Origin of the sequence: Pseudomonas izuensis (genome assembly GCF_002356535.2) — a bacterium.
In the GTDB taxonomy this organism is placed as follows: Bacteria; Pseudomonadota; Gammaproteobacteria; order Pseudomonadales; family Pseudomonadaceae; genus Aquipseudomonas; species Aquipseudomonas izuensis.
On sequence record NZ_AP017423.2, the window covers coordinates 5,762,959 to 5,778,625 of the forward strand.

Annotated in this window: 13 protein-coding genes and 1 tRNA gene; 11 read left to right on the forward strand and 3 right to left on the reverse strand. The window is 60.0% G+C overall.

The window, feature by feature from the left end:
- The first annotated feature begins 22 nt into the window (after positions 1 to 22).
- The 4 genes from LAB08_RS25725 (at position 23) to ychF (ending at position 3,582) form a co-directional block, all read left to right on the forward strand.
- Positions 23 to 964, forward strand: a complete 942-nt coding sequence (locus tag LAB08_RS25725) for a ribose-phosphate pyrophosphokinase (protein ID WP_003171603.1) — start codon at positions 23 to 25, stop codon at positions 962 to 964.
- Positions 965 to 1,105: 141 nt separating this feature from the next.
- Positions 1,106 to 1,705: a 50S ribosomal protein L25/general stress protein Ctc gene (locus LAB08_RS25730; RefSeq protein ID WP_096509092.1), complete on the forward strand. Its 600-nt coding sequence runs from the start codon at positions 1,106 to 1,108 to the stop codon at positions 1,703 to 1,705.
- A 169-nt stretch (positions 1,706 to 1,874) separates the two neighbouring features.
- Positions 1,875 to 2,459: an aminoacyl-tRNA hydrolase gene (gene pth, locus LAB08_RS25735; protein ID WP_096509091.1), complete on the forward strand. Its 585-nt coding sequence runs from the start codon at positions 1,875 to 1,877 to the stop codon at positions 2,457 to 2,459.
- Between the two features lie 22 nt (positions 2,460 to 2,481).
- Positions 2,482 to 3,582, forward strand: coding sequence for a redox-regulated ATPase YchF (gene ychF / locus LAB08_RS25740; protein ID WP_096509090.1), 1,101 nt, complete (start codon positions 2,482 to 2,484; stop codon positions 3,580 to 3,582).
- Between the two features lie 190 nt (positions 3,583 to 3,772).
- Here the strand turns inward: ychF and LAB08_RS25745 are convergent, their stop codons facing one another.
- Positions 3,773 to 4,978 carry an MFS transporter gene (locus tag LAB08_RS25745; protein WP_096509089.1) on the reverse strand — a complete coding sequence of 402 codons (1,206 nt, stop codon included), beginning with the start codon at positions 4,976 to 4,978 and terminating at the stop codon, positions 3,773 to 3,775.
- 333 nt (positions 4,979 to 5,311) lie between these two features.
- On the opposite strand from LAB08_RS25745, the gene LAB08_RS25750 reads away from it, so the two are divergent.
- On the forward strand, positions 5,312 to 7,369 hold the full coding sequence (locus LAB08_RS25750) for a methyl-accepting chemotaxis protein (RefSeq protein WP_096509088.1): 2,058 nt from the start codon (positions 5,312 to 5,314) through the stop codon (positions 7,367 to 7,369).
- 166 nt (positions 7,370 to 7,535) lie between these two features.
- Here the strand turns inward: LAB08_RS25750 and LAB08_RS25755 are convergent, their stop codons facing one another.
- Positions 7,536 to 8,435, reverse strand: a complete 900-nt coding sequence (locus tag LAB08_RS25755; protein WP_096509087.1) for a LysR substrate-binding domain-containing protein — start codon at positions 8,433 to 8,435, stop codon at positions 7,536 to 7,538.
- Between the two features lie 226 nt (positions 8,436 to 8,661).
- Between LAB08_RS25755 and LAB08_RS25760 the strand changes: the two genes are divergently transcribed.
- From LAB08_RS25760 to LAB08_RS25785, 6 genes are all read left to right on the forward strand, one after another.
- Positions 8,662 to 9,780: an ABC transporter ATP-binding protein gene (locus tag LAB08_RS25760; protein WP_096509086.1), complete on the forward strand. Its 1,119-nt coding sequence runs from the start codon at positions 8,662 to 8,664 to the stop codon at positions 9,778 to 9,780.
- 15 nt (positions 9,781 to 9,795) lie between these two features.
- Positions 9,796 to 10,716: an ABC transporter permease gene (locus tag LAB08_RS25765; protein WP_096509085.1), complete on the forward strand. Its 921-nt coding sequence runs from the start codon at positions 9,796 to 9,798 to the stop codon at positions 10,714 to 10,716.
- Positions 10,716 to 11,522 carry an ABC transporter permease gene (locus LAB08_RS25770; RefSeq protein ID WP_372237747.1) on the forward strand — a complete coding sequence of 269 codons (807 nt, stop codon included), beginning with the start codon at positions 10,716 to 10,718 and terminating at the stop codon, positions 11,520 to 11,522. Before LAB08_RS25765 ends, LAB08_RS25770 begins: the two co-directional genes overlap by 1 nt.
- A 27-nt stretch (positions 11,523 to 11,549) precedes the next feature.
- Positions 11,550 to 12,584: an ABC transporter substrate-binding protein gene (locus LAB08_RS25775; RefSeq protein ID WP_096509083.1), complete on the forward strand. Its 1,035-nt coding sequence runs from the start codon at positions 11,550 to 11,552 to the stop codon at positions 12,582 to 12,584.
- A gap of 60 nt (positions 12,585 to 12,644) precedes the next feature.
- Positions 12,645 to 14,105: an amidase gene (locus LAB08_RS25780; protein ID WP_096509082.1), complete on the forward strand. Its 1,461-nt coding sequence runs from the start codon at positions 12,645 to 12,647 to the stop codon at positions 14,103 to 14,105.
- A gap of 80 nt (positions 14,106 to 14,185) precedes the next feature.
- Positions 14,186 to 14,262, forward strand: a tRNA-Met gene (locus LAB08_RS25785).
- A gap of 168 nt (positions 14,263 to 14,430) precedes the next feature.
- Here the strand turns inward: LAB08_RS25785 and LAB08_RS25790 are convergent.
- A complete protein-coding gene (locus LAB08_RS25790) occupies positions 14,431 to 15,540 on the reverse strand; it encodes a DUF2817 domain-containing protein (protein ID WP_096509081.1) in 1,110 nt (369 codons plus the stop codon).
- Positions 15,541 to 15,667: the final 127 nt, after the last annotated feature.

Consider the following 15,667-nt stretch of genomic DNA (forward strand, 5'->3'; position numbering starts at 1 on the left):
CCTCAGCCTTCAGGTACTGCGCGTGTCCAAGATGATGGTCTTTACGGGGAACGCTAACCCCGATCTGGCTCGGCGTGTCGTACGTCAGCTGCATATCCCTCTCGGTGACATCTCTGTCGGTAAATTCTCCGACGGCGAAATTACAGCCGAGATCAATGAAAACGTCCGCGGTAAAGATGTCTTCATTATTCAGCCGACTTGCGCTCCGACCAACGATAACCTGATGGAACTGGTTGTGATGGCTGATGCCTTCCGCCGCTCCTCGGCTACTCGTATCACTGCTGTTATTCCTTACTTTGGTTATGCCCGTCAGGATCGCCGTCCGCGTTCCGCACGTGTGGCTATCAGCGCGAAAGTCGTTGCTGACATGCTTACCGTAGTCGGGATCGACCGTGTTCTCACGGTTGATCTGCATGCTGACCAGATTCAGGGTTTCTTCGATATTCCGGTAGATAACATCTACGGCTCCCCGGTTCTGGTGGATGACATTGAAGATCAGCGCTTCGAAAACCTGATGATCGTGTCCCCGGACATTGGTGGCGTCGTGCGTGCACGTGCCGTTGCCAAATCCCTGGGCGTGGATCTCGGGATCATCGACAAACGCCGTGAGAAAGCCAATCACTCTGAAGTGATGCATATCATCGGTGATGTCGAAGGGCGTACCTGTATCCTGGTCGATGACATGGTCGATACCGCCGGCACTCTGTGCCATGCGGCCAAGGCCTTGAAAGAGCATGGCGCTGCCAAGGTTTTCGCCTACTGCACGCACCCTGTGCTGTCGGGTCGGGCGATCGAAAACATTGAAAATTCCGTGCTGGACGAGCTGGTGGTGACCAACACCATCCCGCTGTCCGCTGCAGCACAAGCCTGTGCGCGTATCCGTCAACTGGATATCGCACCGGTAGTTGCCGAGGCGGTTCGCCGCATCAGCAATGAAGAATCGATCAGCGCGATGTTCCGCTAAGGGCCCTGCCCTTCTCGAAATGTCTCGTTGACGAAAAGCGCCCCGCCCCGGCATTCCTGTCGGGGCGGGGCTTTTTTGCCCATACCGTGTTCGGCGCTGGTCGCAAACGCCACTCGGTCATGGCTATTTTGGAGATACAACATGAACGATTTTACTCTGAATGCTGAAGTGCGTTCCGACCTGGGGAAAGGTGCGAGCCGCCGCCTGCGTCGTCTCGCAAGCCTGGTTCCAGCTGTAGTTTACGGTGGCGACAAAGCCCCTGAATCCATCAGCATGCTGGCCAAAGAAGTTGCCAAACTGCTCGAAAACGAAGCGGCTTACAGCCACATCATCGAGCTGAACGTTGGCGGCACCAAGCAAAACGTCGTGATCAAAGCCCTGCAGCGTCACCCGGCCAAAGGCCACGTGATGCACGCTGACTTCGTACGCGTAGTCGCTGGCCAGAAACTGACCGCTATCGTTCCAGTGCACTTCATCAACGAAGAAGCACCGGTCAAGAAAGGCGGCGAAATCTCGCACGTTGTTGCCGAGATCGAAGTTTCCTGCCTGCCGAAAGACCTGCCTGAATTCATCGAAGTCGACCTGGCTAACGCCGAAATCGGTTCGATCATTCACCTGTCCGACATCACCGCCCCTAAAGGCGTTGAGTTCGTTGCTCTGGCACACGGCGATGACAAGGCTGTTGCCAACGTCCACGCTCCACGTGTTGCTCCAGAAGCTGCAGAAGGCGCTGCAGAGTAATTTCACTCTGTACGCCGGAGTGACCGGAAACATCGCGGACTAGAGCGTAGCGAGAAAGCGGGCGAGAACGCGGAGTTTACATCATGGTAAATGAGCAATTTTCGTCCACTTTCGCCGCTTTCCCTGATTGCGGCGATGTTTTCCACCACTCCAATGAAGGGCCCCTATCGTGACTGCCATCAAACTGATCGTTGGCCTGGGAAATCCAGGCGCTGAATACGAACAGACCCGGCATAACGCAGGGGCCCTTTTTGTTGAGCGCATCGCGAACGCACAAGGCGTGAACCTTGTGGCGGACCGCAAATATTTCGGCCTGACCGGGCGCTATTCGCATCAGGGTCAGGATGTTCGTCTGCTGATTCCCACCACGTACATGAACCGCAGCGGCCAGGCCGTGGCGGCACTCGCCGGTTTCTTCCGCATCAAGCCTGAAGAAATCCTCGTGGCGCACGACGAACTCGATCTGCCTCCGGGCGTCGCCAAGCTCAAGGTTGGCGGTGGCCATGGCGGTCACAACGGGTTGCGCGACATCATTGCGCAACTGGGCAATCAGAATACCTTTCACCGCTTGCGGCTTGGCATTGGCCGCCCGGGCGTCGCCAGTATGGTTTCAAATTTCGTCCTGGGTCGTGCGCCACGCGCCGAACAGGAAAAACTCGATGCCAGCATCGACTTTGCCCTCGGCGTGCTGCCGGATATCCTCGCCGGTGAATGGAACCGCGCGATGAAAAACCTGCACAGCCAGAAGGCCTGACTCTTATCCGAGGGGAAACACCATGGGATTCAATTGCGGCATCGTCGGCCTGCCTAACGTCGGCAAGTCCACCCTGTTCAACGCCCTGACCAAATCCGGTATCGCGGCCGAGAACTTCCCCTTCTGCACCATCGAGCCCAACAGCGGTATCGTGCCGATGCCGGATCCGCGCCTGGAAGCCCTGGCTGCCATCGTCAATCCAAAACGCATCCTGCCGACCACCATGGAATTCGTCGACATCGCGGGCCTGGTTGCCGGCGCGTCGAAAGGTGAAGGCCTGGGCAACAAGTTCCTGGCCAACATCCGTGAAACCGATGCCATCGCCCACGTGGTCCGCTGCTTCGAAGACGAGAACGTGATTCACGTCTCCAACAGCGTCGACCCGAAACGCGACATCGAAATCATCGACCTGGAACTGATCTTCGCCGACCTCGACAGCTGCGAGAAGCAACTGCAGAAAGTCGCGCGTAACGCCAAGGGTGGTGACAAGGACGCAGTGGTCCAGAAAGGGCTGCTGGAGCAACTGATTGCTCACTTCACCGAAGGCAAGCCGGCGCGCAGCCTGATGAAGAACATGGGCACCGACGAGAAAGCGGTGATCAAGGGCTTCCACCTGCTGACCACCAAACCGGTCATGTACATCGCCAACGTGGCTGAAGACGGTTTCGAAAACAACCCGCACCTGGACGTGGTCAAGGCCATCGCCGAAGAAGAAGGCGCCGTGGTTGTTCCGGTGTGCAACAAGATCGAAGCGGAAATCGCCGAGCTGGATGACGGCGAAGAGAAAGACATGTTCCTCGAAGCCCTGGGCCTCGAAGAGCCTGGCCTGAACCGCGTGATCCGCGCCGGTTACGAAATGCTGCACCTGCAGACCTACTTCACCGCCGGTGTCGAAGAAGTCCGCGCCTGGACCGTCCGCGTCGGTGCCACCGCACCGCAAGCCGCAGGCGTGATCCACACCGACTTCGAAAAAGGCTTCATCCGCGCCGAAGTGATCGCCTACAACGACTTCATCCAGTACAAGGGTGAAGCCGGTACCAAGGAAGCCGGTAAATGGCGCCTGGAAGGCAAGGACTACATCGTCAAGGACGGCGACGTGATGCACTTCCGCTTCAACGTCTAAGTTTTTCAAGACGAAGCACCCGCCCAAGAAAAAGCCGCGTTTGATACGCGGCTTTTTTGTGCCTGATGAATAGACATGATGAAAACCTGTAGGAGCAAAGCTTGCTCGCGATGAACGATAACGCGGTGCTTCTGACAAAACGCGTAACGGCCATCGCGAGCAAGCTTTGCTCCTACAGGGTAGCGGATCGTCAGGCTTTCTTGGTTCTTGGCAAGAATATCGCCAGCACGCCCAGCAACGGCAGGAACGAACACAGGAAGTACACGTATTCGATACCGTGAATATCCGCCAAATGCCCCAGCAGCGCCGCGCCAATCCCGCCGAAGCCGAACATCAGGCCGAAGAACACCCCGGCGATCATCCCGACATTGCCCGGCACCAGCTCTTGGGCATACACCACAATGGCCGAGAACGCCGACGCCAGAATAAAGCCGATCACCACGCTGAGAATGCTGGTCCAGAACAGGTCGACGTGCGGCAGAATCAGGGTGAATGGTGCGACGCCGAGGATCGAGAACCAGATCACGGCCTTGCGCCCGATTTTGTCGCCGATCGGCCCGCCAAAGAAGGTCCCCGCCGCTACCGCACCGAGAAACAGGAACAGGTGCAGCTGCGAACTGGCCACCGACAGGTCGAACTTTTCGATCAGGTAAAAGGTGAAGTAACTGGTGAAACTGGCCATGTAGAAATACTTGGAAAACACCAACAGCCCAAGCACCACCAGTGCGCTGATCACCCGCCCCCTGGACAAGCCGTGGGTCGCCGCCTGACCTTGCTTGAGCTTGAACAGGTTCAAGTGGTTGGCGTACCAGCGGCTGATCCGGTAAAGCACGAACAGCGCGAAAACCGCAAACAGGCCGAACCAGGCCACGTGCCCCTGACCGAAGGGAATGATGATCGCCGCCGCCAGCAACGGACCGAAAGCCGAGCCGGCATTGCCGCCGACCTGAAAGGTCGATTGCGCCAGCCCGAAACGTCCGCCCGAGGCCAGTCGCGCCACACGGGAAGCTTCCGGGTGAAAGGTGGAGGAACCGATGCCGATCAGCCCTGCCGCCAACAGAATCAGCGGGAAGCTGCCCACCACCGACATCATCACAATCCCGACCAGGGTGCAGATCGTGCCGGCGGGTAATAGCCACGGTTTTGGATGGCGGTCGGTGTGATAACCGACCCAGGGCTGCAGCAATGAGGCCGTCAACTGAAAGGTCAGAGTAATGAGGCCGACCTGGGTGAACGTCAGGCCATAACTGGCCTTGAGCATCGGGTAAATCGAGGGCAGTACCGATTGAATCAGGTCGTTGATCAAATGCGCCAGCGCCACTGCGCCGATGATGCGCATGACCAGCGGACTGCTTTGTGAAGTGGCAGGCGCGGACTGAACGTTGCTGATAGTCATGAGAAATTCCGGACAACAGAGGGGTGCACACGGGCAGGTTCGCCAATGTGCCATTTTTCAGTGCAGCCGCGCCATCCCCTTAGCCTGCTAACGACCTTGATGTTCATCGCCGAATAAGTGATAGCGCATAGCCATGGTCTGAATCTTGCCTTGCTTATCCGCTTCAACGCGGCCCCCTTACAAAGGGGACCGAGAATGGGAAGTTTCGCCACAGAGTCGGCCTACAGAGCTGGCGAGGGTGAACTTTCGAGGCCTTTTAAAGGGGCACAATTCGGGGTCATACGCACCCTGATGCACGCCGATAGTGCGTGGTGTCCAAAGGAGTCATGGGGCATGCAGGCTTTTCTATCACCGGGGATCGGACTGCTGGGGCGTTTTGGTTTTGCGCGTAAATTCCAGCTGTTGTTTTTGCTGTTTATCCTGCCACTGGCCGGCAGCCTGTGGATGATCGGTCAGGACTATCGCGACAAATTGAATTTGATCTCCGGCGAACGTGCCGGGGTTCGTCAACTCCTTGCCCTCGATGCACTCGATAACCTGCTGGCTGCGCAACGTGATCGCGCAGCGCGTTGGCGAGCGACCGAAACCAACCGCCAACCGACGCCCGCTACCCTTGCCGCCATGGCCGCGTTCGATGCCGTTCAACCTGTGGTCGCCCAAGCCACCGCGGAGTTGAACAACGCCCTGCAACAGGAAGTCGCCGAGGGCCAAACCCTGACCCGTTATCAGGCGCTGCAAAATGCCCTTAACGGTCTGGACTCCAAGAGCCTGGGCAGCGTCGGCTGGTGGCCGGACGGCTACGACCGCTTCACCAGCGCCCTGAGTGCCCTGCAAGCCTTGCGCGAGCAGATTGCCATGGACAATCGCCTGACACTGGCACCGTGGCTGGAAACCTACCTGCTGACACAGATCTCCACACAGCATGCGCCGGACCTGATCGAACGGGTCGGACGCCTTGCAGCCGTTGGCCAGGCATCCGTGGTGTCAGGACAATTCACTCTGCAAAGCCGTCTGCAATTGCGCGACCTTCGCAGTCGAATCGGCGATGCCCGGGAGCAGCTCGTCAAAACCGCTGGCCTGCTCGAATCGCGTTTACCCAGCGCCCTGCAAACCTGGGCCGGGCAGTACCACGAAAGCCTGAAACGCCTTGATTCAGGCTTGAAGGTCATCGATGACGGTGTGTTCGGCGGCAGCATCACCCTCAAGCCGGAAGATTTCGAGCGCAGTCTCGACGCCCTGCTCACCGACCTCGCCGCGCTGCGTCAGCAGTCGCTGGTGTCGCTCGATCACCGCCTGGATGACTACCAGGGGTCGGCGATTCGCCAGTTCATCGTCGTGGCGAGCATTTTTGGTTGCCTGCTGCTGGCCGCGCTGTACCTGTTCATCTGTTTGCAGGCGTCGATCCGCCGCAGTGCCAGCGGCATCACCCTGTTGGCCGAAGCCCTGCGCGATGGCAATCTGAGTCTGCAAGTACCGGTACAAGGTAGGGACGAACTGGCAGCCATCAGCACCGCTCTCAATGTCGCCGTCGTGCAACTGCGTACCAGTCTGCTGGACGTCGATCACGAGACGTCGCAATTGAGCAACGCGGTGAAAACCCTCAATCATCACTCCAGCGATGCCCTCGGTGAAGTGGAAGCCCAGCAGCTGCAAATCAGCCAGATCGCCGCAGCGGCGACGCAATTGGCCGCCACTTCCCAAGGGGTGGCCGAAAGCTGCGAGCGGGCCTCCGGAAGCGCTCAGCACACCCAACGCATAGCCGCCGACAGCAGCCGTGACAGCCAGATCACGACGGCGAGTATCCAGCAGCTCAACCAACGCTTGAACGATACCGCAGCCGCCCTGGGTCGGGTCAGTGAGCAAGGACAGCAGATTCAACTGGTGGTCGACACCATTCGTGGCGTCGCCGAGCAAACCAATCTGCTGGCGCTCAACGCCGCCATTGAGGCCGCTCGCGCGGGCGAGCAGGGTCGCGGTTTCGCGGTGGTGGCCGACGAGGTGCGCAGCCTGTCGCAACGCACCCAGTCCTCGACCGCCCAGATCGCCGGCACGGTCGATAGCCTGCGCAGTACTGTGAACGAAGCGGTCAGCCTGATGGAGGCCGCCTGCGGCCAGGCACAATCCGATGCACAAGCCGTCACCGGCCTCGGTGAGCGCCTGGGGGAAATTGCCATTGCGGTGCAGGGTGTCACCGATACCCTGTCGCAAATCGCCACGGCCGTCGACGAGCAAGCGAGCACCGCCGATGAAGTCAGCGGCAATATCCAGCAGGTGGATCAGGCGGCGGTCCGCCTGCTCGAAGGCGCACGGGCAGTGAATCAGGCAGCCGACACCTTGAGTCAGGGCAGCAAGGCGTTGAGCGAAAATACGGGGCGGTTTCGTCTGAGTTGAAGCCATCGCGAGCAAGCCCTGTTCCCCTGTAGGAGCAATGCTTGCTCGCGATGGTCGTGAACGATAACGCGCCCTGTCTTAAAGATCGCGTCGTCTGGCCCCCCATCGCGAGCAAGCTTTGCTCCTGCAGGAAAAGCGGAACCAGGCACCTTCACGCCTGGTGGCCTCAGATCACCGCCTCCGGAAAGTCCTGCTCCAGCTCGGTCTTCAGCCACTGGATAAACCACGACACGTCCGCCGAGAGCTCGGCGGATGGCGTCAACACGCGATAGCTTTCCAGTTTGACCTCCGCGTCCAGCACCCGCACCAGCGCGCCACTCCTGAGCTCTTCACGCACCAGCACTTCGTTGGCCAACGCGATGCCCTGCCCGCTTTCGGCCACCGACAGCGCGTGGTCATTGTTGACGTACAGCATGTCCGAGTTGAGGTGCACATCCAGATCATGGGCGGCAAACCACAGGTTCCACCACTCGCCATCATCGACGTGAATCAGGTTGTGTTTCACCAGGTCAGCGGGACTGTTGATGGGGGCGATGCCGGCCAGATAACCCGGGGTGCAGATCGGGAACACCCGCGGGCGGATCAGGCTGGCGCGGGAATGGGCATATTGTCCGTCCAGGCCGTAGACAATGCCGAGGTCGGCACTTTTACCGTCGACATCGGTGAAGGTGGAGTTGGGCTCGATGGCGAACTTCAGGCCGGGCCGCAAATGACGCATGACCTCAATGCGCGGCATCAGCCAGCGCTTGGCAAACCCCGGCACCACCATGATGCGCAGCCATCGCTCGGCGTCCTTGGGCCGCGCCTCCTTGCCCGCCTCGATAATCAGCTGCAGGGCCGCCGCAATCTTGCGGTGATATTTCTCACCTGCCAGCGTCAGGGTCACGCCACGGGACGTGCGCTCAAACAGTTGAGTGCCCAGCCATTCCTCCAGCAACTTCACATGCCGACCGATTGCAGGCTGGGTCACGTGCAGCGCCCTGGAGGCTTCGACATAGCTGCCGAGACGGGCCGCCGCATCAAAGGCACGCACCGCGTTCAGCGGCGGTAAACGGTGATCAGGCATGGTTGCGGGCACCCTCTGCTGTTAAATTATTTAACAGCTCGTATGTTAAAATTGAAGTTTCGCCCCCGCAACCCCTCACTGATAATCGACGCACAGCAAAACAAAAAACAGCTGGCTCAATACACCCGAACACATCTCGATCCTGCCCAAAAAAATAATATCCATGGCCCGACGGCACAGCTGATTTCAGCGTATCCGCAGGCGATGGGGGAATCGGAGGTAACGCATGAATGCCCTGCATTCGCTGCAAACACTGGCGGTGTCCATCCGCTCGGTGCGCAAAGTCTACGGTGATCCGAAGACCGGCCCGGTGGCGCTGAAAAGCATCGACCTGGACATTCGCGACAACGAATTCTTCACCCTGCTCGGCCCTTCCGGCTGCGGCAAAACCACCCTCCTGCGGATGATCGCCGGGTTCGAATTTCCCACCGAAGGCGAGATTCTGCTCTACGGCGAAAACATCGCCGATCGACCGCCCTTCGAACGTCCGGTCAACACGGTGTTTCAGCACTACGCGCTGTTTCCGCACATGACCATCGCCGAGAACCTGGCCTTCGGCCTCGAATCGCACCCGATGGGCAAGGTGATGACCAAAGCCCAAGTCGCCGAGCGCGTACGCGAAATGCTGGCGCTGGTGCAGATGGAGCGCTTCGCCACACGCAAACCGGCGCAACTGTCCGGCGGCCAGCAACAGCGCGTTGCACTGGCACGGGCGCTGGCGCCGCATCCCAAGGTCTTGCTGCTTGATGAGCCACTCTCGGCCCTCGACCTCAAGCTGCGCCAGGCCATGCGCGAGGAGCTGAAAACCATCCAGGCCAAGACCGGCATCACCTTCATCTTCGTCACCCATGACCAGGAAGAAGCGCTGACCATGTCCGACCGCATCGCCGTGCTGTCCGAAGGCGAAGTGCAGCAGGTCGGGCGCCCGGAAGACATCTACGAGCGGCCGCGCAATCGCTTCGTGGCGGACTTCATTGGCGAAACCAACTTCATCGAGGGCACCGTGACTCGCGTCGAAGACGGCCTGGCCTGGTTCGCCGGCCCCGCCGGGCATCCGTTGCCGGCGCAGCCCTGCAGCGATGTTCAGGTCGGCGCCAGCGTTGCGCTCTCCGTGCGTCCCGAGCGCCTGCACCTGACGCCTGCCAGCACCGAAGGCGCATTGCCGTGCCGGGTCGATGCTCAGATTTACCTGGGCACCGACCTGCAATATCAAGTCAGCCTCAGCGACGGCTCGCGCCTCACCGTGCGTACGCCCAACTGCGTCGACCGCAAACTGCGCTTCGCCGTCGGCACCCAGGCCGGTCTGTTGTTTGACAGCGGCAGCGCCAGCGTCCTGCACGATTGAGCACGAGGATTTGCCATGCACGCGATACCGATCGCCAATACCCTGGAGCGTCGTCGGGCGTTCCAGAGCTTTCTCGGGGTCAGCCCGGCGCTGATCGCCATCGGCCTGTTTCTGATCGTGCCGATCCTGATTGTCATCGCCTATTCATTGATGGAAGCCAACCCCTACGGCGGGGTGAACAAAGTCTTCAGCAGCGACGCCTACACCTCGTTACTGTTCGAACGACAACTGGATGACAGCCTGGCCTTCGCCGATTCTTACCTGTTGATCGCCCTGCGCTCCATTGGCATCGCCGGGCTGACGACCCTCATTACCTTGCTGATCGGCTTTCCGGTGGCGGTGTGGCTGGCAATGCAGCCGGCACATCGGCGCGGCCTGCTGATCTTTCTGATCACGGTGCCGTTCTGGGCCAACCTGTTGATCCGCACCTACGCCTGGATTCTGTTGCTGCGTAACACGGGCGTGATCAACAACAGCCTGATAGGCCTTGGCGTCATCGACCAGCCGTTGCAACTGCTCTACACCGACGGCGCAGTGCTGCTGGGGCTGGTCTACACCTACGCGCCCTTTGTGGTGCTGCCGATTTACGCGACGCTGGAAAAGATGGACATCCGCCTGCTGGAGGCTGCCCAGGATCTCTACGCCGGACGTGTACGTACCTTGCGCAAGGTGGTGCTGCCGATTGCCAGACCGGGGATTTTCGCCGGCGCAATCCTCACCTTCGTGCCGTGCCTGGGCGCGATGATCGCCCCGGAACTGTTGGGCGGCGGCACGCGCATGATGCTCGGCAACCTGATCTTCCGGCAGTTCAGCGATGCACGGAACTGGCCTTTCGGCGCGGCGCTGTCGCTGGTGCTGATGGCTGCGGTGATGCTGGTCCTGACGGTGTATGCCTTGCGCGCCGAACGTCAACGCATTGCCAAGGGAGGTGCATGATGCTGCGTCCATTCAAACGAAACGGCCTGGGTGTGCAGGATTTTCCGGGCTTCGGTGGCTTCAGTTTCCTGTTCTACCTGTACCTCTACGCGCCGATCGTGGTGCTGGTGGTGTTCTCGTTCAATGCCAACCAGTCTGCCACGGTGTGGACCGGGTTCAGCCTGGACTGGTACCGCGCGGCGTTCGCCAATCAGGCCCTGCGCCAGGCCGCCGGCAACAGCCTGTTAATTGCCGTATGCGCCAGCATGATCGCCACGGCGATTGCCACCCTCGCCGCCCTCGGCACGTCCCGTGGCGCGAAATTCAAGGGCCTGCAACTGTCGATGGGCGCAATCATGCTGCCCTTGGTGCTGCCGGAAATCGTGGTGGGCGTCGCCACGCTGGCGTTGTTTTCCACCCTCGGCCTGTCCCTGGGCTACGGCAACCTGATCATCGCCCATACCGTGTTTTGCATCCCGTTTGCCTACTTGCCGATTCGGGCGCGGCTCAACGACATGGACCTGTCGCTGGAGCAAGCATCGGCCGACCTCTATGCCGGCCCGTGGCGGACCTTTCGCAAGGTCACCCTGCCGCTGCTGATGCCGGGGATTTTCTCCGGGCTGATGCTGGCGTTCATCGTGTCGCTGGATAACTTCGTGATCTCGATGATGGTCTCCCAGGCTGGCACCACCACCCTGCCGATCTTCATCTTCGGCCTGTTGCGCATGGGCGTGACACCCGACGTCAACGCCGTGTCGACCCTGATCCTGGGTGTCTCGGTGCTGTTCGTCAGCCTCTCCTGGCTGCTGGGCAAAAAGAACACCTGAACTTTCTACGTACCGTGGGGAAATAGCATGAGCAAGTTGATTGCAAGCATCGGGACTTCGTTGTTGTTGACCTTGGCCGGCGGCGTTCAGGCCGCGGAAAAGCTCAATGTGGTGAGCTGGAGCGGTTACTTCTCGCCGGAGATCCTCGCCAAGTTCCAAAAGCAGACCGGCATCGAAGTCACGGTGGATTCCTACGACTCCAACGAAACCTTGCTGGCCAAGCTGAAACAGGGCGGCGCGGGTTACGACGTGGCCATTCCGTCGCACCAGTTCATTCCGATCCTGATCAAGGAAAACCTGCTGGAACGCTTCGACCCGGCGAAAGAGCCCTACTACGCCAGCGTCGTCGATAACCTGAAAAAACCCTCCTGGGACCCGGAAGGCGCCTATTCCGTGCCATTCATCTGGGGCACCACCAGCGTGGTGCTGAACACCGAACGCTACAAGGGCCCGGCCGACAGCTACAAGGTGCTTTACGAGCCACCGGCCGAGTTGCAGGGGCGGATCAACATGTTCGATTCGGTCAGCGATGAGATCGACATGGCCAGCCTGTACCTGAACATCCCGTTGTGCAGTGAAGACCCCAAGCAGATGCAGCAAGTGCTGAGCCTGCTCAAGGCGCAGAAACCGTTCGTCAAGACCTACAGCTCCAAGGCCGGCTCGATCCGCGAGAACCTGGCCGCGGGCGAAGTCGACATGTCGATGTTCTGGGGCGGTTCGTCAATGCGCGCCCGGGAAATGAAACCCGGCCTGAAATACCTCTACCCGAAAGAAGGCGTACTGGCCTGGGTCGACAACATGGTGATTCCGACGGGCAGCAAGAACCCGGCAAATGCCAAGGCGCTCATCGAGTTCCTGAGCCAGCCTGAAAATGCCGCCATGACCCAGAACTTCCTCAAGCATCAAAGCCCGATCAAGGGTGTGGAACCATTCCTCGACGCCAGCCTCAAGGACGCCCCGGAGCTGCATATTCCCGAAGGCACCCAGGTGGTGTTCAGCAAGACCTGCGGCGAAGGTGCAATCCGCCTCGCCGACCGTCTCTGGACCAGCCTGATGCGTTGATTTCTACCGCCCCGTCCGGTGACGGGGTGTTTCTCCAGCCGTCCGAAAGGCAGCGTTGCAATGACTTCTAATAACATCAGCGAACTGGTCCTGCTGCAGGCCCATGAACTCGCCGAGCGCATTCGCTTGCGCCAGGTTTCCTGCCGGGAAGTGATGCAGACTTACCTGGCCCATATCGACCGATTCAACCCGCGGGTCAATGCGCTGATCAGCCTGCAAGCGCCGGAAGACTTGCTGGCTCAGGCCGACCTGCGTGACGCCGAACTGGCAAGGGGTGACTACCGCGGCTGGATGCATGGCCTGCCCCATGCGGTCAAAGACCTGTCGCTGACCCGCGGCATCCGTACGACGCTGGGTTCGCCGCTGTACAAGGACTTTATCCCCGATCGCGACGGGATCATGGTAGAGCGGCTCAAGGCGGCCGGCGCGATCATCATCGGCAAGAGCAATACCCCGGAATTCGGCCTCGGCTCGCAGAGTTACAACCCGCTGTTCGGCGCCACCGGTTGCGCCTATGACCCGAGTAAAACCGCCGGCGGTAGCAGCGGTGGCGCGGCGGCGGCGCTGGCCATGCACCTGGTGCCCGTGGCCGACGGTAGCGACATGATGGGCTCGTTGCGCAACCCGGCCGCGTTCAACAACATCTTCGGCTTCCGCCCGTCCCAGGGGCGTGTGCCCTTCGATGACAGCGCCGATCTGTTCATTGATCAACTTGGCTACGAGGGCCCTATGGGTCGCAGCGTGCGCGACGCCGCGTTACTGCTGTCCGTGCAGGCGGGTGCCGACGCCCGGGCGCCGCTGTCCATCGCCGAATCCGGCAGCGCCTTCACGGCACCGCTGGAGCGCGACTTCAAAGGTACTCGCCTGGGCTGGCTGGGGGATTTCAACGGCTATCTACCAATGGAGAAAGGCATTCTCGAACTTTGCGAAAAGACTTTCGCCGACTTCGAGAGCCTCGGTTGCCACATCGAAGCGGTGCAGCCCGAATTCGCCCCGCAGCAGCTGTGGAGCAGTTGGCGGACCCTGCGTCACTGGATGGTCGCCGGCTCTTTGGGGGCGACCTATGCCGACCCGCAAAAACGTGCACTGCTGAAGCCGGAAGCCTGCTGGGAAATCGAACACGGCTTGAAACTGTCGGCCAGCGATGTGTTTGCCGCCTCCGTGGACCGCAGTAACTGGTACAGGGCGATCTCCCGGCTGTTTGAAGATTTCGATTATCTGCTGCTGCCCAGTGCCCAGGTGTTCCCGTTCGATAAAAACCAGCCATGGCCCACGTCGATTGAAGGCGTGACCATGGACACCTATCACCGCTGGATGGAGGTGGTGATTCCTGGCACCTTGTCCGGCTGTCCGGTGGCAAACGTGCAGGCAGGCTTCAACGCGAACGGTTTGCCGATGGGCCTGCAAATCATCGGCAGGCACCAGGCCGATTTCGCCGTCCTGCAATTGGCCCACGCTTATGAACAGGCAACTCGCTGGTTTCAGCGCTGCCCTTCACCGCTGTTGAACGAGGGATTTTGATAAACGGTTGATAGTGTAGAGAAATATTTTAGATTTACGCTTGACGCATCTGCATTCCCGGTGAATAATGCGCGCCACTTGGCTACATAGCTCAGTTGGTTAGAGCATAGCATTCATAATGCTGGGGTCCGGGGTTCAAGTCCCTGTGTAGCCACCAAGTACTAAAAACGGCTTACCGAAAGGTAGGCCGTTTTTTTATGCCTCGAGAAAAGCGACCGCATTGCAGGAGCGAGCCTGCTCGCGATGGTCGTGAACGATGACGCTGGCAGCCTGATGCCCCACGGCGCCCTTTCGTTCATCGCGAGCAGGCTCGCTCCTACAGGTATCAGGTGCGAATGGTTGGCAGCGCCGACAACGCCCGCTCCCAGATCTGCCAGGTCCGTAGCCAGACCATCGCCTGCCAATCGCTATCAGCCGGATAGAACTGTTCAAGCAGATTCAGTTTGATGTCACGCCCCACGGCATCACTCGGATTGCCATGCAAATGCAGCCAGTGGTCGTCGCGCAGATGACGATGCACATCCGCCCCCGGATAGGTCCCGCATTCGATGACGAACGGCATCAACCGTACCTGGGGCAGCGCATCGATCAACGCCTGGGAGGTGTAGCCGGTGGCGGTGGCCGCCACGCCGGTTTCGCTCAGCGTCTGCGCGCCAGTCTGCAAGGTGTAGAGCCACGGGCCATAAATCGCCTGGGCATCGGCCCGTGCCGGATAGGCGGTTTGGGTAATCGTCAGCAACATCGGATGACCGTACTCGCCGGCACCGGTATGCAAGTCGAAGCACAGGGCGACATCGGCATGAGATACATGCTTCTGAATGATCTGATGCAACGTCCGGTTCGACCAGCTCGGCGCCAGTCCACCATAAAACAGTCCGTCCGGATGCCGGTGCTGACCACCTTCGACAATCGACATCACCGCCGGCCAGCCATGTTGGCGGACTTGCTCGTCGAGCAGCGCATCCGCGCGATCACGCTCGGGACCTTGCAACTGCGAGCACGCATAGATTTCGTGCAGCGCGTCATAGGCCTGGTTGTCCGGCAACGGACCGTCGAAGTTCAGGTGATTGCGGTTCAGGTCGATATTGTCTTCGTTGACCCGCCGCAACCACGCCATGCCCCAGGGATTGATCGAATGGATCATCACCACGGCCACATCCGCCGGCAACGAGCGCTTGCCCATTTCCTGCAGCCATTTGATCTGACAACCCGAGCCATAGTAGCCCTCGACGCCATGGGTACCGCTCAGCGCAATCAGCAGGCGTTTGGCTGCAGGATCGCCCAGAACCGCCACGTCGGTGCTCAAATCCTCGCCGAACGGCCCTTTGAGCGGGTGTGGGTACTCGGAGAGCGTCGCCCCGGCCGCGGTCGCCACCGCGAGGAATTGTTCACGCTGGGAGCGGTAGCTTGGCTGGGTCGGGAACTCGGTGTGCATGATTGCCTCTTGCTGATTTTCTGGCCTGGTTGTTGGCAACGACCCTACAGACATTCCGCCCATTCATGAAGAGCAAAAACGTCTTTGTCACGGGCGCCGGTTTGCGTCACTGCGTGGTGGTCGATAA